Annotated in this window: 17 protein-coding genes; 12 read left to right on the forward strand and 5 right to left on the reverse strand. The window is 71.5% G+C overall.

Going from position 1 to position 22,185, the window contains the following annotated elements; translation table 11 throughout:
* The first annotated feature begins 81 nt into the window (after positions 1 to 81).
* The 3 genes from BS75_RS09565 to BS75_RS49185 all read left to right on the forward strand — a co-directional run bounded on the left by BS75_RS09565 (position 82) and on the right by BS75_RS49185 (position 7,218).
* Complete coding sequence (locus BS75_RS09565; protein ID WP_034087911.1) at positions 82 to 1,452, forward strand: esterase/lipase family protein; 1,371 nt, start codon at positions 82 to 84, stop codon at positions 1,450 to 1,452.
* On the forward strand, positions 1,445 to 6,490 hold the full coding sequence (locus BS75_RS09570; protein WP_052069303.1) for a tetratricopeptide repeat protein: 5,046 nt from the start codon (positions 1,445 to 1,447) through the stop codon (positions 6,488 to 6,490). The genes BS75_RS09565 and BS75_RS09570 overlap by 8 nt, the downstream gene beginning before the upstream one ends.
* Before the next feature lie 206 nt (positions 6,491 to 6,696).
* The gene (locus tag BS75_RS49185) at positions 6,697 to 7,218 is read left to right on the forward strand and encodes a DUF4240 domain-containing protein (protein WP_034087912.1); all 522 of its coding nucleotides are present in this window, start codon (positions 6,697 to 6,699) and stop codon (positions 7,216 to 7,218) included.
* Here BS75_RS49185 and BS75_RS09580 read toward each other — a convergent pair.
* The gene (locus tag BS75_RS09580) at positions 7,206 to 7,739 is read right to left on the reverse strand and encodes a GNAT family N-acetyltransferase (RefSeq protein WP_042440840.1); all 534 of its coding nucleotides are present in this window, start codon (positions 7,737 to 7,739) and stop codon (positions 7,206 to 7,208) included. The genes BS75_RS49185 and BS75_RS09580 overlap by 13 nt on opposite strands.
* Positions 7,740 to 7,783: 44 nt before the next feature.
* On the opposite strand from BS75_RS09580, the gene BS75_RS09585 reads away from it, so the two are divergent.
* Both BS75_RS09585 and BS75_RS09590 read left to right on the forward strand, forming a co-directional pair.
* Complete coding sequence (locus tag BS75_RS09585) at positions 7,784 to 8,683, forward strand: TIGR01777 family oxidoreductase (RefSeq protein WP_034087913.1); 900 nt, start codon at positions 7,784 to 7,786, stop codon at positions 8,681 to 8,683.
* A 466-nt stretch (positions 8,684 to 9,149) separates the two neighbouring features.
* Positions 9,150 to 10,490 (forward strand): NAD(P)/FAD-dependent oxidoreductase, encoded by a 1,341-nt coding sequence (locus BS75_RS09590; protein WP_081982214.1) that lies wholly within the window; start codon positions 9,150 to 9,152, stop codon positions 10,488 to 10,490.
* A gap of 125 nt (positions 10,491 to 10,615) precedes the next feature.
* Here BS75_RS09590 and BS75_RS09595 read toward each other — a convergent pair whose 3' ends face one another.
* The 3 genes from BS75_RS09595 to BS75_RS09605 form a co-directional block, all read right to left on the reverse strand.
* Complete coding sequence (locus BS75_RS09595; protein WP_042440839.1) at positions 10,616 to 12,190, reverse strand: hypothetical protein; 1,575 nt, start codon at positions 12,188 to 12,190, stop codon at positions 10,616 to 10,618.
* 520 nt (positions 12,191 to 12,710) lie between these two features.
* On the reverse strand, positions 12,711 to 13,298 hold the full coding sequence (locus BS75_RS09600) for a TetR family transcriptional regulator (protein ID WP_034087914.1): 588 nt from the start codon (positions 13,296 to 13,298) through the stop codon (positions 12,711 to 12,713).
* 13 nt (positions 13,299 to 13,311) lie between these two features.
* Entirely contained in the window at positions 13,312 to 14,313 is a 1,002-nt protein-coding gene (locus BS75_RS09605) for an aldo/keto reductase (protein WP_034092728.1), read from the reverse strand.
* Between the two features lie 187 nt (positions 14,314 to 14,500).
* On the opposite strand from BS75_RS09605, the gene lipB reads away from it, so the two are divergent.
* The 4 genes from lipB to BS75_RS09625 all read left to right on the forward strand — a co-directional run bounded on the left by lipB (position 14,501) and on the right by BS75_RS09625 (position 17,743).
* Entirely contained in the window at positions 14,501 to 15,319 is an 819-nt protein-coding gene (gene lipB, locus BS75_RS09610; RefSeq protein ID WP_034087915.1) for a lipoyl(octanoyl) transferase LipB, read from the forward strand.
* 254 nt (positions 15,320 to 15,573) lie between these two features.
* Positions 15,574 to 16,530, forward strand: a complete 957-nt coding sequence (lipA, locus tag BS75_RS09615; RefSeq protein ID WP_034087916.1) for a lipoyl synthase — start codon at positions 15,574 to 15,576, stop codon at positions 16,528 to 16,530.
* Positions 16,531 to 16,764: 234 nt separating this feature from the next.
* On the forward strand, positions 16,765 to 16,956 hold the full coding sequence (locus BS75_RS09620; RefSeq protein WP_042440841.1) for a hypothetical protein: 192 nt from the start codon (positions 16,765 to 16,767) through the stop codon (positions 16,954 to 16,956).
* A 103-nt stretch (positions 16,957 to 17,059) separates the two neighbouring features.
* Positions 17,060 to 17,743 (forward strand): DUF4191 domain-containing protein, encoded by a 684-nt coding sequence (locus BS75_RS09625; RefSeq protein ID WP_034087918.1) that lies wholly within the window; start codon positions 17,060 to 17,062, stop codon positions 17,741 to 17,743.
* Positions 17,744 to 17,913: 170 nt separating this feature from the next.
* Here the strand turns inward: BS75_RS09625 and BS75_RS09630 are convergent, their stop codons facing one another.
* Positions 17,914 to 18,384 (reverse strand): RDD family protein, encoded by a 471-nt coding sequence (locus BS75_RS09630; protein WP_034087919.1) that lies wholly within the window; start codon positions 18,382 to 18,384, stop codon positions 17,914 to 17,916.
* Positions 18,385 to 18,695: 311 nt separating this feature from the next.
* Here BS75_RS09630 and glnA point away from each other — a divergent pair, with 311 nt between their 5' ends.
* From glnA to BS75_RS09645, 3 genes are all read left to right on the forward strand, one after another.
* On the forward strand, positions 18,696 to 20,111 hold the full coding sequence (gene glnA / locus BS75_RS09635; RefSeq protein ID WP_034087920.1) for a type I glutamate--ammonia ligase: 1,416 nt from the start codon (positions 18,696 to 18,698) through the stop codon (positions 20,109 to 20,111).
* 309 nt (positions 20,112 to 20,420) lie between these two features.
* Complete coding sequence (locus tag BS75_RS09640) at positions 20,421 to 21,074, forward strand: hypothetical protein (RefSeq protein ID WP_152646349.1); 654 nt, start codon at positions 20,421 to 20,423, stop codon at positions 21,072 to 21,074.
* 115 nt (positions 21,075 to 21,189) lie between these two features.
* Positions 21,190 to 22,173, forward strand: coding sequence for a hypothetical protein (locus BS75_RS09645; RefSeq protein ID WP_034087922.1), 984 nt, complete (start codon positions 21,190 to 21,192; stop codon positions 22,171 to 22,173).
* Positions 22,174 to 22,185: the final 12 nt, after the last annotated feature.

Consider the following 22,185-nt stretch of genomic DNA (forward strand, 5'->3'; position numbering starts at 1 on the left):
TCTACCCGGCCGGTGTCGGCGGCTGCAAGTACGGTGGTCCCACCAGCGGGGAGCGGGGCGGGTGGGGAAGCGGGGGCACGCGTGGAACGGCAAGCGGTCAGGGATCTCGTCGTGGTGCTGCCGGGCATCATGGGCAGTCGGCTGAGCAAGGACGGGCACGAGGTCTGGGGCCTGTCCGGCTCGGCGCTGCGGCGCGGGATCCGGACGTTCGGCGGTTCGGTGCGGCAGTTGACGCTCCCGCAGGACCTCGGCGACGAGCACCCGGGCGACGGGGTCGAGGCCACCGGACCGATGCGTGACGTCCACGGCCTGCCCGGGATGAGCCCGCTGATCAGCGGCTACACCGACCTGCTGGACTGGCTGGAGCGGAGCTTCACCCTCGATCGCGAGGACGCCCAGGGCACGCCCAACCTCGTCGCCTTCGGCTACGACTGGCGGCTCTCCTGCCGCTACAACGCCGAGCGGCTGCGGGTGACCGTCGACCGGGCGCTCGGCCGCTGGCGGGCCAGCCGGCCGGAGCGGGCCGAGGCCGAAGTCGTGCTCATCTGCCACTCGATGGGCGGCCTGGTCGCCCGCTACTACGCCGAGTGCCTGGGCGGGGCCGAGGTCGTCCGGCGCATCATCACCCTGGGCACCCCGCACCGGGGTTCGCTGGACGCCCTGCAGTCGCTGGTGCACGGGGTACCCGGCCTGAGCGGCTTCGCCCGGAGCCTGCCCTCGCTGCACCAGCTGCTGCCCGACTACGCCTGCCTGGTCGACGGCGGCAGGGGTCTGCTGCGCGTCGACGAGATGCCGGGGCTCCCCGGGGTGGATCCGAAGTTGCTGGCGGACGCCGCCGAGTTCCATGCCCGGATCCGGGCGGGCGGCGGAGGGTACGAGCTGATGCCGGTGACGGGCGTGCTCCAGCCGACGCTCACCACCGGTACCTACTCCGCCGGGAGCGTACTGGGCCTGGAGACCATCGGCGCGAGCGACGAGGGCGGCGACGGCCGCGTGCCCCGGCTCTCCTCCTGCCCCGACGGCTTCTCCCCCGCCTTCACCCCCAGCGAGCAGCACGGCTCGCTGCAGAACAACCCCGGCGTGCGCGACGCGATCTGGGGCTGGCTCGCATCCCAGCCGCGGTCCCATCGCGCCCCGGAGGACCAGGTCCGCTTCGGCATCAGGGCGGACGAGTACCCGTCGGCCGGGGCCGGCTGCCGGGTCGAGGCCGTCGTCCCGGAGACCTTCCGCGACTGGGATGCGCTGGCCCTGCGCGCCGAGCTGAGCCCTGTCGACGGCGGCGCGGGCCGCCCGGTGCAGCGGACCCTGGGCAATCGCGGCGAGGGCCGCTACGCCACGGAGTTCCCGCCGTCGGCCCCGGGCCTGTACCGGCTGACGGTCCGCCCGGCGTCGGCGCGGGAGGCGCAGAGCCTCACCGCACACGTGCTGGTCGGAGCGGCTGACGATGAGTGAGGAGCGCGGCACCCTGCTGGGGGTGGTGACCGAGCACTACGACCACGAGGCGGTCTTCCCCCACCTGCACGGCGCGAACGACCAACTGGAGCAGTTGGCGCAGCAGCTGAGCGAGTTCGGCTACCGGCCGGAGATCGTCAAGGACCAGCCCCTCGCCACCGTCAGGGCCCGGGTGAAGTCCTGGGCGGAAGGGCACCGCACGGACCACGGTCACTCGGCCGCGCTGGTCATCTGGTCCGGCCACGCCGAGGTCGTCGGCTCCGACCTGCGGTTCGCGGCCAGGGACAGCCTGCGGACCAAGGACCCCGATGACGCCTATGACGCGTCATCCCTGACCTACCGGGCCCTGGAGAGCGGTGCCGACCAGGTCCTCATCCTCATCGACACCTGCTTCGCCGGGGCCGTCGCGCCCCAGGCTCTGAAGCAGGCGCTGGAGCGTCGTGCGGAGCAGGCGCTCGGGCCGGGGCGCTCGGCCTGGCTGGGCATCCTGGCGAGCTGCCAGGCCGACGAGCAGGGCGACGGGGCCGGCGTCCTGCTGGAGACCGCACGGCAGCTGCTGAGCACCGGGCCGGACACGTCCGAGTACCGCCACGAGTGGAGCGTCCGCAACCGGGGCATCACCGGCGCGACCCTGGCCCAGGCGATCTGCGCGCAGTGGCCGACCGACAGCCAGCGCCCGGTCCTGGTGACCGAGGGCCGACCCACGGTCATGTTCCGGAACCCGAGGTGGCAGTCGACCCGGCGCGAGTCGCTGGTCGAACACCTCGTCCTCGCCTCGCGCGGGATCGCGCCGACCGAGGAGGGGTGGTTCTTCACCGGCCGGACCCGGGTCCTGGAGCAGATCACCGGCTGGCTGGCGGCGGGGCAACCGGGGCTGTTCCTGGTCACCGGCGGCGCGGGCTGCGGCAAGTCAGCCGTGGCCGGGCGCATCGCGGCCCTCTCCGACCCGGCGCAGCGCGCCGCCGCGCACGCCCACGGCGCCTTCGACCACACTGACCCCGATCCCGGCGAGCGCAGCATCGCCGCCTCCGTGCACCTCCGTGGCCTCGACGCGCAGCAGCTCGCCGTCGTCCTGGCCGACCGCCTCGGCCTCCCCGAGCCGCAGACCCCGGCTGCGCTGATCGACCAGCTGCAGCAGCTCCGCAACGGCGGTCAGCCGCCGGTCGCGATCGTGCTGGACGGCTTGGACGAGGCCGCACCGGAGCAGGCCCACGCCATCGCCGAGCAGGTACTCGTCCCGCTGAGCCAGCTCGCGTGCGTGCTACTGGCGACACGCGATCGGCCGTTCCGGCTCCAGCAGCAGCCGCAGGAACCCCTCGACGCGGCGCTCGCCAGAACGCTCGGGACCCGGGTCCAGCTGATCGACCTGGAGGCCGAGCCAGACACCCGAACGGATCTGACCCGCTATCTGACCGCGCGGCTCCGAGCGGCCGAGCTGAATGACGAGCTGGTGGCCGAGGTCGCACCGGTGCTGGCCGCGCGGGCGGTGAACAGCGGCGGCGGTTTCCTCTTCGCCCGGATCGTCGCCGCCGATGTCGCGCAGCGGCTGCGGGAGCAGCCGGAGACCCCCTGGCAGGACACCGTCCCCGACTCGATCGCGGCAGCGTTCGCACACGACCTGGACACCGGACCGCAGCTGCAACGCGGCGGCCAGGTGCAGCCCGGAGCCGTCCGCGCCCTGCTGAGCGCGCTGGCCTGGTCGGAAGGGAACGGCGTCCCGGCCGGCGGTGTCTGGGAGACGATGGCGGCGGCACTCAGGCCCGGCGGTCCCGGCTACGACGCGGCAGACCTGGACCAGCTACTGACCCTCTACGGGCGCTTCATCGTCGAGGACTCCGATGGCGAGCAGGCCGTCTACCGGCTGTACCACCGCGAATTCGTGGACTTCCTGCGGCAGGACTCCCCGCTGGTGCCGACCGGCGACGGCGGGACGGTGCCCCCGGCGCTGGCCCTGACCGGGGCCCTGATCGAGCTGACGCGGCAGCAGACCGGCGACTTCCAGCAGCCGGACAACGCCGACCCCTACCTTCGGCGCACCCTCTGGCTGCACGCCGCGACCGCCGGCGACCCTGGAGTCACCCGGTTCCGTGCCTTGGCCGAGGCCAATCCCACCGCTTACCTGCTCGACCTCGCCAGTGCCCTGAACAACCTCGCCATGCGGTTGGCCGGCGCCGGACAGCGTGAAGCCGCACTCGCACCCGCTCAGGAGGCCGCCGACCTCTCCCGCTCCCTCGTCCAGGCTGGTTGCACCGCTCACCTGCCCGAACTCGCCGCGATCCTCGGGAACCTCACCGGCCGCCTGTCCGAGCTCGGACGGCGTGATGACGCGCTCGCTTCCGCCCAGGAGGTTGCGGACCTGTACCGCTCTCTGGCCGAGGCCAATCCAGCCGACCACCTGCCCAACCTCGCCAGAGCCCTCAACAACCTCGCCGCCTGCGTCGCCAGCGTCGGGCAGCGCGAAGCCGCACTCACCCCCGCCCAAGAAGCCACCGACACCTTCCGCACGCTGGCCCAAGCCAATCCCTCCGCCCACCTCCCCCTGTATGCCAGCTCGCTCAACAACCTCGCCATCCACCTCAACAACGTCGGACAGCGCAACGCCGCGCTTGGCCCCGCCCAGGAAGCCACCGACATCTACCGTGTCCTGGCTGAGGCCAACCCTGCCGCTCACCTCCCCCACCTCGCCGGCTGCCTCAACAGCCTCGCTGCCGCTCTCGCCGACGTCGGCCGGCTCGAAGCCGCCCTCGCGCCAGCTCAGGAAGCCGTCACCCTGCAACGCGCCCTGACCCGAACCAACCCGGCCGCCCATTCCCCCCACCTTGCCGGGGCCCTGAACAACCTGGCCATGCGGCTGGCCGACAACGGGCAGCACCAGGCCGCCCTCGCGCCCGCACAAGAGGCCGTCAGCCTGCGACGCAGCCTTGCCGAGGCCAACCCCACCGCCTACCTCCCCGACCTGGCTCTGAGCCTCAACAGCCTCGCCACGCGGCTGGCTGACGTCGGAGAGCGCGAGGCCGCCCTCGCTCATGCCCAGGAAGCCGTCACCCTGCGACGCACCTTGGCCGAAGCCAGCCCCGACGCCCACCTGCCGGACCTCGCCAACTCCCTCCACAACCTGGCCATGCGGCTGGCCGACACCGGACAGCACCAGGCCGCCCTCGCGCCCGTACAAGAGGCCGTCACCCTGCACCGCACCCTCGCCCGGGCCAACCCCGGTGTCTACCTCCCCCACCTCGCCAACTCCCTCGACAACCTCGCTACACGGCTGGCCGACAACGGACAGCACCAGGCCGCCCTCGCACCCGCGCTAGAGACCGTCCCCCTGCACCGCGCCCTCGCCGAAGCCAACCCCGACGTTCACCTCCCCAATCTGGCCGGAGCCCTGAACAACCTTGCCGTTCACCTCACCGGCGTCGGACGACACGAGGCCGCCCTCGCACCGGCGCAGGAAGCCGTCGCCCTGCACCGCGCCCTCACCCAGGCCAACCCCAGCGTCCACCTCCCCCATCTCGCCGGGGCCCTGAACAACCTCGCGAGCCAACTGGCCGACAACGGACAGCACGAGGCCGCCCTCGCGCCCGCACAAGAAGCCGTCGCCTTTCGACGTCTCCTCGTCGAAGCCGACCTCACTGCCCACCTCCCCGCGCTCGCCCTGAGCCTCCACAACCTCGCCGTTCGCCTCGCCGGCGTCGGACAGCACGACGCCGCGCTCGAACCCGCGCTGGAAGCTGTGATCCTTCGACGCCGCCTCGCCCAGGACGACCCGGCTGCCCACCTCCCTGACCTCGCCGGCTCCCTCAACAACATCGCCATTCACCTGGCCGGCATCGAGCAACACGCGGCTGCTCTCGCCCCGGCCCAGGAGGCCAGCGACATCTACCGCGCTCTGGCTCGATCCCACCCCGCCGCACACGTCCCCGCTCTCGGCAATTCCCTCAGCATCCTCGCGCTCCTCCTGGCCGAGATCGGAGAGGGCGACGCCGCACTGGCCGCCTACTGTGCAGCCATCGACGACTTCGCAGACCTACCCGACGCTGCAGCGCAGCTGGTCTGCGGATTGGCCGACTTCCTCGTCGCCCACGACGGCATCGAGGCTGCTGGCCAGCTGCTGGCCCCGCTGAGCGAGCACGAGGCCGGGAGCGGGCTGTCCGAATCGACCGTCCTCCGCGCGCGTCAGCTGCTGCGCGATACCGGACACTCCAGCCCCGAGCGCTCGGCCCAGCTCGCTGCGCTCTGGCCGTCGATCACCGGTCAGCCTCTCCCTGCCTGGGCCACGCTCTCACCGGCCACCCTCCGGCTGGCCGCCGAGTGGATCGACGCGCCGTCCAGTCAGGCCTCGCTCGCCTTTCTCCAGGAGCACGAGCACGCCCTGCTCTCTCCGGAAACCCACACGGCCCTTGAAGAGCTCAGCCTGATGACCAGCGACGCCCTCGATCACCTCGCGCTGCTGGACACGATCCAAGCCGAGGGCGCGGTGGCCGCCTACGACATCCGAATGCGGAGCGAGATGTTCGTCGCGTGGATGGAGACGCCGAGTTGGGCGGAGTCCAGGGACTACCTCCGTACCCACCCGTCGCTGCTCGAAGCCGACGCCGTCGCCATCATGGATCAGTTCGCCGACGTGGAGTCGGCGGAAGGCTCGGCCGTCCTCCATACCGCACTGCTCGACCTCGTCCAGCAGCTGGGGCTGGACGCCGCCTACGCCTGTGTCACCGAACGTCACGCCCTCCACGACCTGGTGCAGCAGGCCCTGCACGCACCCGACGGATGGCTCCTGGATCGGGCTGCCGTGGTCGAGTGGCTCATCTTCGAGGACGCCTACTCGGCTTCTCTCCACTGCCTCGTTGCAGACATCCTCCTCGACCGTCCCACCGACCCGCCGTGCTCCTCCCTCGCGGAAGTCGCCACCGACTGCACCTACGAGATCCGCGACCGCTGCGCAGCCGAGATCGCCGCGCTGATCGGCCGGGCGCCGGAACACGCCGTCGACCTCAGCACTCTCCTCCAGGCCGTCCTCGCCACCGTCCCTGCGGCCTGAGCAGAAGCCGCGTCCCCTGCCGGAGGCTGCTCGGGGCCGCGTCGACCGGGCTTCACGCCGCGTTCACGGCCGGAGCGGTGCGAACGGCGCCGGCCGCGCCGCAACCCCGGCCATCCCCTGTCCTCCCACGTGACCCGCGACACGCTGCCGTGCCCGCACGGCGCATTTCGTGTGCGCGGGGCCGCTGGGACAGCGATGCTAGGGGTGTGACCGACGAGACCGAGTTCTGGCAGCTGATTGACGACACCCGGGAGGCCGCTCAGGGCGACCCGGTCGAGCAGGCTGACCTGCTGGTGGAGCGGCTGGTGGAACTGACGCCGGACGAGGTGGTCGACTTCGCCCGGCTGTTCGAGGCCCGGCTGGCCCGGGCCTGGCGGTGGGACCTGTGGGGCGCGGCCGACCTGCTGCTCGGCGGGGCCGGCGACGACGCCTTCGACTTCTTCTGCTGCTGGCTGATCGGTCAGGGCCGTGAGGTCTTCGAGGGCGCACTCGCCGACCCGGACGACCTCGCCGAGCTCGTCCCCGACTTCGACGAGGAGCTGGACGGCGACGCCGAGGAGCTGGGCGACGCCGCCGACCGCGCCTACGAGCAGCTGACCGGCCTGCACCTGCCCGAGCTGGGCATCGCCCCCAAGGCGTCGGAGCCGCTCGGCAGCAGCATCGACTTCGATGACGCCCGCGTCATGGAGGAACGATTCCCCCACCTCTGGGACCGCTACGGAGCCTGACGGCCGGTGGTGTTCTGCCCCTGGTCCAGCGTCAGGCCCATGATGACGTCGTCGACATATCTGCCGTCCAGGTAGAACTCCTCCGGGGTGCAGCCCTCGACCGCGAAGCCGACCGACTCGTAGAGCCTGCGGGCCGGGGCGTTGTGGCCGAGGACGCGGAGGGTGACCCGGCGGGCGCCGACCGCGCGGGCGCGGTCCACCGCCGCGTCGACCAGGGCGCGGCCGACGCCGTGGCGGCGGGCGGCGCGGTCCACGGCCAGGCCCTGGATCTGCCGGATGTGGGCGTTGCTCGGCAGTGGCGTCGGCGGGACCAGCCGGACGTAGCCGACCACCGCGCCGTCCAGCTCCGCCACCAGGTAGTCCTGGGGCTGGTGCCGCTCGTCGAAGACCGTGCTGTCGGCCGTCGGCGGGGCCGAGCGCTCCGCCACCTCGCTGAGGGGCGACCAGGCGGCGTGGTCCAGCCGGTAGAGCCGGTTGCCGTCCTCGGGCCGGGCGGGACGGGTGAGCAGAGTGTCGGACATGGGTTCAAGACTACGTTCGGCAACCGGCCTGCAAGGATGGCCCCATGCGTATCGCAGTCACCGGCTCGACCGGTCTCATCGGCTCCGCTCTGGTCCGCTCGCTGCTGGACGACGGGCACCAGGTGGTACGGCTGGTGCGGCGCACCCCCGCCGCGCAACCGGACGGCAGCACCGAGCTCCGCTGGAACCCGCAGCTGAAGCAGGTCGACCGGAAGGGCCTGGACGGCCTGGACGCGATGGTGCACCTCGCCGGGGCCGGCGTGGCCGACCGGCGCTGGACGACGGCGTACAAGCGGCAGATCCTCGACAGCCGGGTACTGGGCACCAGCACCGTCGCCGAGGCGCTGGCCGGGCTGGCGAGCCCGCCGAAGGTGCTGGTCTCCGGCTCCGCCGTCGGCTATTACGGGCAGACCGGCGACCGGGTGATCGACGAGTCCGCACCGGCCGGGGGCGACTTCCTGGCGCGGGTCTGCGTGGAGTGGGAGGAGGCCACCGCCCCGGCCGCAGCCGCCGGCATCCGAGTGGCGCACGCCCGGACCGGGCTGGTGGTCTCCGGCGCCGGTGGCGCCTGGGCCAAGCTGTTCCCGCTCTTCCGGCTCGGCCTCGGCGGCCGGCTGGGGAACGGGCGGCAGTACTGGAGTTTCATCTCGCTCCAGGACGAGGTCGCGGCGCTGCGGCACCTCATCGACACCCAGGAGTTGAGCGGCCCGGTGAACCTGACCGCGCCGGTGCCGGTGACCAACGCCGAGGTGACCAGCGCGATGGGCGCGGTGCTGGGCCGTCCGACGGTGTTCAGCGTGCCCGAGCCGGTGCTGAAAGCGGCGCTCGGGGAGATGGCCGTCGAGGTGGTGGGCAGTCACCGGGTCGTCCCGGGGCGGCTGTTGGACTCCGGCTTCCGGTTCACCCACACCACGGTGGAGCAGGCGATCCGCGCGGCCTGCTGAGCCGCGCGCCGCTGTCGACCGGCGGGCGGTATCGCGACCGCCGGGGTCGATGTCGACCACCGGGGCCACTGCGGGCCGAGGGGCAGGGTGACCGGTCGGGATGCGGGCGACCGGACGGGGTGCGGGCGACGGGACGGGGTGCGGGCGACGGGACGGGGCAGGGGTGACCCGGCAGGGCAGGGGTGACCGGGCCGTCGGGCGAACCGCCGGTGGCCGGCTGTGGTCGCACTGGGCGCAGGGGGGCAAACAAGGGGCGCATGGAAGCGTGCGGTGACTGTACGCGCCCCTTCCGCTCCCCCGGCTCACCCTCCGTGTCGGATTCGTCCCCTCAGACAAATCGGGGCCAATTCCTCTGTCTGATCTTTCGCTTGACGGGGCATCACCGGATGAAGCCGGTCAGCTGACCCGTGTCCGCACATGCGTTGGAGTCCGCCGCGGGTCAGGGCCATGGAGGGAGAGCCATCCCGTGCCTGCAGCCACCCCGCTCCACCACCCGCAGCAGCACTCGCTCAAGTCCGTACGCAACCGCCGTGCCTCCGACGTCGTCGTCATCGGGGCCGGGGTCGCCGGGCTCGCGGCAGCCGGACGGCTGAGCCGCGCCGGTCTGAACGTCACCGTCCTGGAGGCCGGCGACCGCGTCGGCGGCCGGATGGCGGCCCACGAACACGAGGGCTTCCGCCTCGACCACGGGGCCCACCTGCTCAACACCTCGTTCCCCGATCTGGGCGGATCCCTGGACCTGCAGCGGCTGGAGCTGCGGGAACTGGCCGCGGACGTGCTGGTGCACCGGCGGGGCCACCGCTATCCGATCGGCTCGCCGACCAGCCCGCGGCGGGCGCTCAGCACCGCCCGCGCGCCCATCGGCGGGGCCTGGGACAAGGCCCGTCTTGGCACCTCGCTGGCCCGGCTCGCCGCCACCCCGACCTCGAAGCTGCTGGCCCGCCCCGAACGGACCGCCGCCCAGGCCCTGCTGGAGCGCGGCATCCCGGTCCGGACCCTGGACGGCTTCATCCGCCCGCTGCTGGCCGCGCTGCTCGGCGACCCCGAACTCGGCACCAGCAGCAGGGTGGCCGATCTGGCCCTGCGCGGCTACGCCCGGGGGCGGCTCTGCCTGCCCGCAGGCGGCGTCTCCGCCGTCCCGCTGCAGCTCGCCGAGGCGCTGCCGCCCGGCACGGTCCAACTCGGCGTCCGGGCCGAGGCGGTGGCCGCCAACGGGGTGGACACCGCCGGGCACGGCCGCTTCGGCTGCCGGGCGGTGGTGATCGCCACCGACGCCCGCACCGCCGGGGAGCTGCTGCCGGGGCTGCACCAGCCCGCGCACCACCCGGTGACGACCTACTACCACGCCGCCTCCGAGTCGCCGCTCCGCGAACCGCAGCTGCTGCTGGACGCGGACCCGGACGAGGCCGTCTCGCACACCCTGGTGCTCAGCGAGATCGACCGCTCCTACGCTCCGGCGGGCGCCGCGCTGATCGCCACCACCGTCCTCGGCCGCCGTTCCTTCGACGCCGACGGCCCGGCCGCGCTGGAACCCGCCGTCCGTCTCCGGCTGGGTCGGCTGTACGACGTCGACAGCAGGGACTGGGAGTTCCTGGCCGTCCGGCACCAGCCGGACGCGCTGCCGGCCATGCCGCCCCCGCACCACTTCCGCCGCCCGGTCCGGGTGCTGCACGGCCTGTACGTCTGCGGCGACCACCGGGACACCAGCAGCGCCCAGGGTGCGCTGGCCTCCGGCCGCCGCGCGGCCATGGCCGTCCTCCGCGACCTCGGCCTGGCCACCACCGCCGAGGGCGAACTGGCGGCCTGACCGCGAGCCGGGGGCCGCGAGCCGGGGGCGGGGCGGAAGCACCCCGAACCGCGCCGCCCCCGTCCTGTCCCGACCCGCGCCACCCGCTCGTCCCGGCCCGCTCCGCGGCCGGTGACCGCCGCTCCTCAGATCACGCCCGCGCCGTGGGCTGCCTCCTCGAAGGCGCGGACCGAGGGGTTGCCGCGATAGGGCGCCAGCCTGCGGCTGAACTCGCGGAGGTACTCCACCGCGCGCAGCGAGCGCATCTCGGAGGCGCCGCGCAGCGCCTCCGTCGCGGCGGCGCAGGCCTCGTCGACCTCGCCCATCCCGAGCCGGGCGGTGGCCAGGACGGTCCGGCAGAAGACCCGGCTGCGGGCGAAGTTGGCGCCGCGCAGCCGCAGCGAGCGCTCGGCGTGCTGGGCGCAGGGGCGCCACTGCTGGAGGTCGCGGTAGCAGTGGCCGAACTCGTCGGCGAGTTGGGCCTCGTCGAAGAACCGGGCCCAGCCCGGCAGGTCGTCGCCGGGACGGGCGGCCTGCAGCGCCCGCTCGGCACGCACCAGCGAGGTGGTGCAGGAGCGGGCGTCGCCGATCAGCCCGTGGCCGCGCGCCTCGGCCGCGTGCATCAGCGCCTGGATCGCGTTCGGCGCGACCGTGCCGACACCCTGCTGGGCGACCCGCGCCAGTTGCACGGCCTCCCGGCCGTGGCCGAGGTACACCGCCTGCCGACTCATGGTGACCAGCACATAGGCGCCGTAGGCGCGGTCGTTGGCGGCCTGGGCCAGCCGCAGCGACTGGACGAAGTAGCGCTGGGCGAGCCCGTGCGCGCCGATGTCGTACGAGGTCCAGCCGGCCAGCCGGGTGAGGTCCGCCACCGCGCCGAAGAGCGAGCGGCCGATGGCCTCGCTGTACCGGCCGCGCAGCATCGGCTCGGCCTCGCTCTCCAGGTAGCGGATCAGCGCCTGCCGGGCGTGGCCCCCGCCGTACGCGTTGTCGAGCGAGCGGAACAGGTCGCCGACAGCACGGACGGCCGCGATGTCGCCGCGCCCGACCCGTTGCAGGCCACGGGTGACCGGCGGGACCACGGCCGGGCCGCCCGGCTCGACGGGGCCGACCGGACGACGGCCCTGCGGCGGGACGCCGACCGCCGCCACCGGTCCGCCCACCGGTCCGACCGGCCGCATCGGCACCCGCGCGGGCGGCGTGATGCCGAGGTCCTGCGGCGTTTCCCGGGCCACCCGGTCGTCACTGCGGCCGATCAGCCAGTCCCGGCTGGGCACCACGAGTCCGGCCGGAGTGAACGCGATCCGGCGCAGCTCGGAGTGCGCCCCGGTGTCCTTCCGCCACATGCTGCTGACGATGTCGACGGCCTCGGCCGGTGACTCGGCGAACTCCAGCCCGGCGTAGACCGGGGCGCAGGCGTCCAGGCCGAGGTCCTGGGCCGACAGCCGGCGGCCCAGCCGACGGGTGAAGACCTCGGCGATCAGCGCCGGGGTCGCCCCCCGGGGCTGCTGGCCGCGCAGCCAGCGGGTGACCGAGGTCTTGTCGTAGCGCAGGTCCAGGCCGTGCTCGATGCCGAGTTGGTCGACCCGCCGGGCCAGCCCGGCATGGGAGAAGCCGGCCTCCTCGATCAGCGCCGAGAGCCGCTGGTTCTGGGGTCGCTGGCTGCGCTCCCGTTGATCGTCCGAGCGGACCGGGGCCGGCCGGGCGGAGCCGGGGTTCATGGAGGACTCCAGAGCCCTGGGCGGGCTGATCCGCGCGTCGACGGGCCGGGACCGGTCCGGGACGGCGGGGCGGTCCGGACGGGGCTCGATCGTCGGCCGCTCGGTTACTGGCCGTTGGGGCATATGCCACACACCTTCCGGGTGCCCGCGCCGCCACGAGGGATTCCTCCCCCGAGCCCGGCGCGAGCTCCCTACGGGAACGGCGTGAATGTAGCGAGCATTTGACCCGTATGGCCGAATACGTCGGTCTGTTCCTCCGATCGAGTGACAATGACCGCCCGTTGTGGGGACATCGCGGGCCCGCGTCCGCCGAGGCGAGTACACGCAGCCCTCGGCGCCGTCGGCGGCGCTGCGGGCCGCGGCACGCTGCCGCTGGCACGTGCCCTGCGCGCCTGCCCGCGCGCCCGCCCCTGCGCCGGGTTGCGCGCCCGCCCGTCGGCAGACCCCGATCCCGGGCCGGTCATCCCCGGGCCGATCAGTCCCGAAGCGGTCAGTCCCGAAATGGTCAGTCCCGAAGCGGTCAGCCCCGGGCCAGTCCGCGCAGTAGCAGGTCGATCAGCGCGCCGAGATCCTTCGCCGCGTCCGGCTCGGCCCAGTACGGCGCGTAGACCGGGTCGTGGAAGTGGGCAGTGGCCTGGAAGACGGCGTGGGCCAGCACCAGCGGGTCGCCCTCGGCGGCGAAGAGGCCGACGTCCTGGCCCTCCGCGACGATCGCGGCGAGCTGGGCCTCCAGCTCCGCCAGGTGCTCGGCGATGAGCGCGCTGCTCTCACCGACGAGCACCGTGTAGGTGGCGAACAGCTCCGGGTCGTCCAGGGCCTTGTGCTGCTTCGCCTCGAACAGCGTCTCCAGCCAGAGCCGCAGCCGCCGGTCGGGCAGCTGCGGGCCGGTGGCGACGGCCGGCAGCGCCGCGTGGGCACGGTCCAGCCAGCGCCCGGTGACCGCCTCGCGCAGCGCGGCCTTGCTGGGGAAGTGCCGGTACACCGTGCCGTGACTCACCCCGAGGGCCCTGGCGACGTCCACCACGGTCGCCTTGGCCGGGCCGAAGCGGCGCAGCACGTCCTCGGCCGTCGCCAGGATCTGCTCGCTGCTGAGCGCTGCTTCCGCCATGTCGGGTCCGGCCTTACTTCTCGCTGTCCAGATGTGCCATCTGGGCAGCAATGTACCGGTCGCCCGCGGCCGCACCGGCGGGTACCGCCGCCTCGACGGCCTGCAGGTCCTCGGCCGTGAGCGTCAGCTCCAGCGCCCCCAGGGCCTCGGTCAGCCGCTCGCGCCGCCGGGCGCCGACCAGCGGGACGATGTCCTCGCCCTGGGCCAGCACCCAGGCGATGGCAGTCTGCGCCACGGTCGCGCCCCGGGCCTCGGCGACCGCCCGCAGCGCCTCGACCAGGGCCAGGTTGGCGTCCACGTTGCCGGCGCCGAAGCGCGGGCTGATGCCGCGGAAGTCGCCGGGCGCGATCGCCCGGTCCGCGCTCCAGTGACCGCTGATCAGCCCCCGGGAGAGGACGCCGTAGGCGGTGACCCCGATGCCGAGTTCGCGGGCGGTGGGCAGGATCTCCTCCTCGATCCCGCGCGAGATCAGCGAGTACTCGATCTGCAGGTCCGAGATGGGGTGCACGGCGTGGGCCCGGCGCAGGGTCTCGGCACCCACCTCGGACAGGCCGATGTGGCGCACGTGGCCCGCCTTGACCTGCTCGGCGATGGCGCCGACGGTCTCCTCGATCGGAACGGCCGGGTCGAGCCGGGCCGGGCGGTAGATGTCGACGTGGTCGGTGCCGAGTCGGCGCAGGGTGTAGGCGAGGAAGTTGCGGACGGCCTCGGGACGGGTGTCGTTGCCGTACCAGCCGCCGTCGGCGTCGCGCAGCGCACCGAACTTGACGCTGATGGCGACCTCGTCCCGGCCGCGTCCGCTGCTGCGCAGGGCGTCGCGGATGAGCAGTTCGTTGTGGCCCATGCCGTAGAAGTCGCCGGTGTCGATGAGGGTCACCCCGGCGTCCATGGCGGCGTGGAGGGTGGCGACGGACTCGGCCTCGTCGGCCGGGCCGTAGAGGTCGGACATGCCCATCGCGCCCAGGCCGAGGGCGGAGACGCGGGGACCGGTGCGGCCGAGGCTGCGCTGCGGCATGGGAGCGGGGCTGCTGTTCGGGGTGGCGTTCATGGCGGTCAGATGTCCTTTCGGCGGGGGGTGATAAGACAACTATGCACGATGGACTGACAGATTTCAATATCTGTCAGTCCATATCCGATACGGCGCCCCCGGCAGTCGTACAGTTGCCACGAGGCAGGAGAGCGACCATGAAGGGGCGGCGAGGGTGAGCAGCGAGCTGCGTTTTGTGCACCTGGGGATAGGCGAGCGGGCAGTGCCGTACGAGGAGGCCCTGGCGGAGCAGCTGCGGCTGCACGCCCTCCGGGTGGCCGACGAGATCCCGGACACCGTCCTGCTGCTGGAGCACCTGCCGGTCTACACGGCCGGCCGGCGCACCCGCCCCGAGGACCGGCCGCTGGACGGCACCCCGGTGGTGGAGGTGACCCGGGGCGGCGAGATCACCTGGCACGGCCCCGGCCAGCTGATCGGCTACCCGATCGTCAAGCTCGCCGAACCGCTGGACGTGGTCGCCTACGTGCGCCGGCTGGAGGAGGCACTGATCCGAGCCTGCGCCGACTTCGGCGTCGGGACCACCCGGATCGAGGGGCGCAGCGGCGTCTGGGTACTCGGCCAGGAGCTGCCCGGCGCGGTCGTGGACGAGGACAAGGTCGTCAACATCGGCGCGCTCACCCTGCGGATGGGCGCCAAGCTGGGCCTGGACCCGCGCCTGGCCGGCCCCGAGTACGCGCCCTCCAACGCCGGGCAGCGCGGCGACGACCGCAAACTCACCGCCATCGGGGTGCGGGTCGCCCGGGGCGTGACCATGCACGGCTTCGCGCTCAACTGCGACCCCGACATGACCTGGTTCGACCGGATCATTCCCTGCGGCATCCGTGACGCGGGCGTCGGCTCGCTCAGCACCGAGCTGGGTCGGGACGTCCCGGTCGCCGAGGCGCTGCCGGTCGTGGAGCGGCACCTGCGCGAGGTGCTGCAGTCATCCGGCACGGCCGCCGCCGCGCCCCGGGTCGAGCCCGCCGCCGTCTGACTGTCTCCGCCGCCGGCTGAAGTCCACGGCCGTCCGATGCCTTCGGGGCCGTCCGAGCCGGCCCGCAGCACGGGTATCGGCCACGGGAATCACCTGCCGGGGGCGACTGTTGCCCCCAATGGGTTCCTCCACCCGCCGACCGCCCTTCGATAGGACGTGCCAGGGGCGGAAGAACCTGTGAAAGCACAGGCGTACCCTGGGGGCACCGCCTGACCAACGAAATGGCCAAACGCCAACTTAGAGGGAGCCGCTACGTGTCCGCTGTCGCGCCCGACGGCCGGAAGATGCTGCGTCTGGAGGTCCGCAACAGCGAGACCCCCATCGAGCGCAAGCCGGAGTGGATCAAAACCCGGGCGAAGATGGGTCCCGAGTACACCGCCCTCCAGTCCCTGGTGAAGCGCGAAGGCCTGCACACCGTGTGCCAGGAGGCCGGGTGTCCCAACATCTTCGAATGCTGGGAGGACCGCGAGGCCACCTTCCTCATCGGCGGCGACCAGTGCACCCGGCGCTGCGACTTCTGCCAGATCGACACCGGCAAGCCGGCCGACTTCGACCGTGACGAGCCGCGCCGGGTCGCCGAGTCCGTGCTGACCATGGACCTCAACTACGCCACCATCACCGGCGTGGCCCGCGACGACCTGGAGGACGGCGGCGCCTGGCTGTATGCCGAGACGGTCCGCCAGATCCACGCCGTGACCGCCGGCCGGGAGACCGGGCGCACCGGCGTCGAGCTGCTGATCCCCGACTTCAACGCGGTGCCGGAGCAGCTGGCCGAGGTCTTCTCCTCCCGCCCGCAGGTGCTGGCGCACAACGTCGAGACGGTGCCCCGGATCTTCAAGCGCATCCGCCCCGGCTTCCGCTACGAGCGCTCGCTCAAGGTGATCACCGAGGCCCGCGCGGTGGAGCTGGTCACCAAGTCGAACCTGATCCTGGGCATGGGCGAGACCCGCGAGGAGGTCAGCGAGGCGCTGCGGGACCTGCACGAGGCCGGCTGCGAGCTGATCACCATCACCCAGTACCTGCGCCCCTCGCCCAGGCACCACCCCGTGGAGCGCTGGGTCAAGCCGCAGGAGTTCGTCGAGCTGCAGCAGGAGGCCGAGGAGATCGGCTTCGCGGGCGTCATGTCCGGTCCACTGGTCCGCTCCTCCTACCGCGCCGGCCGCCTGTACCGGCAGGCACTGGAGCACCGGAGCGCGACCGCCACCGTCTGACCGGCGTCCCTCGGGGCACGGATGTGTGCAAAAGCACACGTAGAGGATTCATCAGGGTTTGACCCCGGGGTCACCGACCGGTAACACAATGTGGTGAGGATGGAGTGGCGGCCGCGGAACGGGGAGTTCCCCTCCGGGGGCCGCGCCGCCACCTTCCTCCGTACGGCGCCGCCGCCGTACGGCACCGCACCTTCGCCAGTAGCAGTAGCACGACCACAAGGGGAGTGGTTCATGATGCAGCCGCAGTTCACCGGGATCATCAGGCGGTCGCTGCTCAGCGGCGCCCTCCGCCGGGCCGAGTCCGTGCTGCTCAGCAGCGGTCAGCAGACCGCGCGCCGCAACGCCTGGGACTCCGTCTGCGAGAACCGGCGTCTCGCCCGTGACCGGCAGGAGAGCGAGCGGGTGCTGCTCCGCGCCACCCGCTGATCCACCCCGCGACGGGCTCCGAGATCACAAAGAGATCGACCCGAGACAGATGCGGCCCCCCGGCCTTGGGCAACGGGGGTCGCGGACACGTACGATGAGCCACATGGCGAGGCAGGAAACCACCGACGAAAACCCCGGACGGCTCAAGCAGATCCGTCTGGCGTACACCATGACCAAGCGGGTCGACCCGAAGATCGGTCTCATCACCGCCGGCATCGGGATCGGCACCTTCGCGGTGCTCCTCATTGTCGGCTTCGCGATCGGACACCCGATCTACCTGGGCATCCTGGGCTTCGTGCTCGGTCTGCTGGGTGCGGTCATCATCTTCGGCCGCAGGGCCGAGAAGGCCGCCTTCGGTCAGATGGAGGGCCAGCCCGGCGCTGCGGCGGCCGTGCTGAACAACATCAAGCGCGGCTGGAGCGTCACCCCCGTGGTGGCGGCGACCCGGCAGCAGGACGCGATCCACCGTGCGGTGGGGCGTCCCGGCATCGTGCTGGTGGCCGAGGGCAATGTGAACCGGCTGCGCCCGATGCTGGCCGAGGAGAAGCGGAAGATGAACCGGGTGGTCGGCAACGTCCCGGTGATCGACATCATCGTCGGCGACGGCGAGGGCCAGATCCCGCTGAAGAAGCTGCACATGCATCTGACCAAGATGCCGCGCACGCTCCCCGCCTCCCAGGTCACGCAGATCAACGACCGACTGCGTGCGTTGGGCGACCTGATGAGCAACGCGCCGATCCCGAAGGGTCCGATGCCCAAGGGCGCACGGATGCCCAAGGGACGCTGACCTCACCGGTCGACCACTCCCCCACCGGAAACTCCACGGCCCCGGCCGCGACTCCTCCTCCGAGGAGCGCGACCGGGGCCGCTTCACTGCTCTGTGCTGCTCTGTCGGCTCCGCTCGCCGCCCGGCCGGTTCCGCCGTCCCCACCGGCTGCCCCTGATGACGCGACAGCGTCAGATCCGGACCTCGACGGTGGCCACGGCCTTGTCGTGCAGGCCGCGGCCGTCGCGGTCCCAGATCAGCGCCGGAATGGCCAGCAGCAGCAGCACGGTGCGCAGCGCCACCTGCGGGATGCTCGGGCGTCCGCCGTCCAGCCGGATCAGCCGCAGGCCGAGCAGCCGCTTGCCGGGCGTGCTGCCGATGGTGGCCAGGGTGAGCACGCTCATGACGAAGAAGACGAACATCGTCCAGTAGTTGGCGGCGAGCGGGTTGCGGTGCGCGATCAGCCCGTAGGCGATGAGCGCGCAGAGCCACCAGTCGATGACGATCGCCAGCAGTCGGCGGCCGGTCGACGCGATCGATCCGGTGCCCTCCTCGGGCAGGCCCAGCCGGCGGCCCCGGTAGCCGAAGTCGTCACCCTGCCGCTCGGGGTCTATCTGCGGGCCTTCGATCCACGAGCCGAGAATCTTTCTGCTGTCTTCCACGGATCCACAGTATCCGGCCGTGGTTGCCGCTTTCGTCCGCGGGGGTGGAGTGCGGGTGTGAGGTGATCCGGAGCGGGAAAGAGGTATAGACCACCCTCCTGGGAGTGAACCGTGGACACCACGGTCACCCCCTCGGAGGCCAGGAACCGCAAGGGTTTTCCGGTCATTGACCTGCTGCGCTTAACATGCGTGAAACATTAGGGTCACGACTGGGAAACGGCCGGTTCCTATCGTGGCCAGCACCGGTGCCGCCGGCGGGACCGGCGGCTCCGAACCCGCAATCCTGGCGCCCGCCGGGTCGAGGAGGATGGATGTTCAACAACGCCGACGAGGTGTCCGCCTACATTCGGGACAACGACGTCAAGTTCGTCGATGTCAGGTTCTGTGACCTGCCGGGCGTCATGCAGCACTTCACCGTCCCGGCGGAGATCTTCGACCCCACCGAGACCCTGATGTTCGACGGTTCCTCGATCCGGGGCTTCCAGGCCATCCACGAGTCCGACATGGCACTCGTCCCGGACCTCAGCACCGCACGCGTCGACGGCTTCCGCAAGGACTCCACCCTCAACATCAACTTCTTCATCCACGACCCGATCACCGGCGAGCAGTACAGCCGTGACCCGCGCAACGTGGCCAAGAAGGCCGAGGCGTACCTCGCCTCCTCCGGCATCGCCGACACCGCCTACTTCGGCCCCGAGGCGGAGTTCTACGTCTTCGACGACGTCCGCTTCGAGACGAAGCAGAACAAGTCCTTCTACGAGATCGACTCCGAGGCCGGCGCCTGGAACACCGGTCGCGTCGAGGAGGGCGGCAACCGCGGCTACAAGGTCCGCTACAAGGGCGGCTACTTCCCGGCCCCGCCGGTGGACCACTTCGCCGACCTGCGCGCCGAGATGTCGCTGGAGCTCGCCGCCAACGGGCTGCAGGTCGAGCGGCAGCACCACGAGGTCGGCACGGCCGGCCAGGCCGAGATCAACTACAAGTTCAACACCCTGCTGGCCGCCGCCGACGACCTGATGCTGTTCAAGTACATCATCAAGAACGTCGCCTGGCGGAACGGCAAGACCGCGACCTTCATGCCCAAGCCGATCTTCGGCGACAACGGCTCCGGCATGCACTGCCACCAGTCCCTGTGGCTGGACGGCACCCCGCTCTTCTACGACGAGCAGGGCTACGCCGGGCTCTCGGACATGGCCCGCTACTACATCGGCGGCCTGCTCAAGCACGCCCCCTCGCTGCTCGCCTTCACCAACCCGACGGTGAACTCGTACCACCGCCTGGTCCCCGGCTTCGAGGCCCCGGTCAACCTGGTGTACTCGCAGCGCAACCGCTCGGCCGCGATCCGCATCCCGATCACCGGCGCCAACCCCAAGGCCAAGCGCATCGAGTTCCGCGCGCCGGACCCGTCCTCCAACCCGTACCTCGCCTTCTCGGCGATGCTGATGGCGGGCCTCGACGGCGTGAAGAACAAGATCGAGCCGCTGGAGCCGGTCGACAAGGACCTCTACGAGCTCGCCCCGGAGGAGCACGCCTCCGTCCCGCAGGTCCCGGCCACCCTCCCGGCCGTCCTGGAGGCCCTGGAGGCCGACCACGAGTACCTCCTGGCCGGCGGCGTCTTCACCCCGGACCTGATCGAGACCTGGGTCGACTACAAGCGCACCCAGGAGGTCCTCCCGATCTCCCTCCGCCCCCACCCGCACGAGTTCGAGCTGTACTTCGACTTGTAAAACCGGCAAGCGGCCTACCTGCCGGGATCACCGATAGATGGCCTCTGACCTGCAAAGATACCTCTCATCGTCTCTCATTGAATCGCAGTGATTCTCGTCCTCTTGTGCACCCGATGTGCACCGGCGTCCGGGATACCTGATTCACCGTCAGATATGAGGACCTAGCAAAGCCCCGCTGTTCTCGATACAGAGAGTGGCGGGGCACGCTTCTTTGGTGGCGTGGGCGCTGGGCACCTGGTCCTGATGGGCATCTGTCCAGGTATCCCAAAATTGGTGGCGCCCAGGTCGGCGGCCTCTCATTCTGGACCCATGGACGATGACGACGATCTCCTCAATCTCCCAAGACCTCAAGGGAAGTTCGCCGAGATGGTCACTTTCGGGGAGTGCCATGAGGACGATTTCGATATCGCGAGCGGTTACATCCGGGTCGCTGAGATCGCCGCGCGTGACTGGATCCGCAACGGTGGCTCGCCTATCGGCACGGCCATCCCGATCCTCTACAACTACAGGCACGGCATCGAGCTCTCTCTCAAGGCGGCGATCAGGATGGCCGCCGACTGCTTGCGGCGGGACAGCTTCACTGCGGAGAACCTGGCTTCCGAGGTGATCGACGAAAAGCTCCACACCCACAACATCAAGAAGTTGGCCGACCTGCTGGACCAGTACATGGGTTACCTGGAGCCGGGTTCCACTTCCGGGCGCCTCGACAAGGCCGAGCGGGAACTGGTGCTCTGGCTCGACAGCGAGGACCAGACCGGGGAGACGTTCCGGTACGCCACGGTCGGCCGCGGCAACCGCAGCCGCCCGGCACGTCCGGACACAGTGCACTTCAACTTCTACGAGGTGGTGAACGGACTCCACAAGCTCGCATACATGCTCTACGCGGGCTACTCCGGGTATCTGGAACATCTTGCCGACATGCAGTCCGAGTACGAATCCGAGATGGAGCAGTTCGGACCGTGACCCTGTTGTCTACGCGTGCGGCCGGGCCGGGGAAGCAGCGGCCAGTTACCAAGTCATGCCCTGTCGTCCTGGCCGGCCGCAGTATGGCACCGAACCGATACGGCGGAGCACGCTGATGAGCAGGTCGAGCAAGACGAAGCAGGCCACCGCGTCCCAGGCCCCGGAGGGCTGGAGGCTGTGGCACCACCCCGACCTCACCTCGTCCGGGTGGGAGTTCCTGCTCTACAGCAACTCGGCGATCCGGGGAACGCCCTACTACGGCTCACCCGAGACGCTGGGCCCCTACGTCCTCTTCCCCACCGGGGCAGACACCGACGGGCACCTGGCCACCGCGCAGCTCACCGTTCGCATCCTGCACTCGCACCCGCTGCCCGGCTGGCAGGTCGATCCGGCTGAGCTGGCACCCAGCGACCCCGCGTACAAGGGCACCGCAGAGTGGTATACCGCGCAGAGCAGCGACGAGGAGTTGGCCTCGCTGCTGGCCCTGGCCCTGGGAATCCGTCTTCGCTCGGGCGGGATGGTCCGGCAGTTCCGCTTCGGCCCAGACGAGGACCCAGCCGGTGAGCCGGCCTTCCACGACCACCGCCCGCCGGTCCTGCCCCACACCCCGAGCCGTCGCACTCAGGTACCCGGTCGCAGCGGCGAGGACGTCCCGCTGAGCGAGGGCCTGGAACTGCTGGGCCTGTACCCGCAGCTGACACCGACGGAAGCGGTCGCCCTGGTCAAGGCGGCCAAGCACTTCGCCGATGCGCTCTGGGTCGCGAACAGCGACCCTGAACAGACATGGCTGCGCCTGGTGACCGCGATCGAGGTGCTGGCTGATCTGGAGAAGGCGGACACCGCGGACCCGTCGGTGCTCTTCGCAGCGAAGTTCGAGGGCTCGGCTGAGCTGATTCGTGCCGCTGGTGGCGAGAGCGTCCTGGCCCAGGTTGCCGAGGAAGTCACCCGGGTGGACGGAGCCACGAGGAAGTTCCTCGGCTTCGTGGCCAAGTATGCCCCGGGGCCACCGACCGGCGTGCGGCCGAAGGATGAGGACTACCGGGTCGAGTGGGATCGACTCGGCAAGGCCATGGCTGTTGAGCGACGTTCGTTGTGGTGATGACGGCGTCAT

The sequence above is a fragment of the Streptacidiphilus albus JL83 genome, assembly GCF_000744705.1.
GTDB classification, from domain to species: Bacteria; Actinomycetota; Actinomycetes; order Streptomycetales; family Streptomycetaceae; genus Streptacidiphilus; species Streptacidiphilus albus.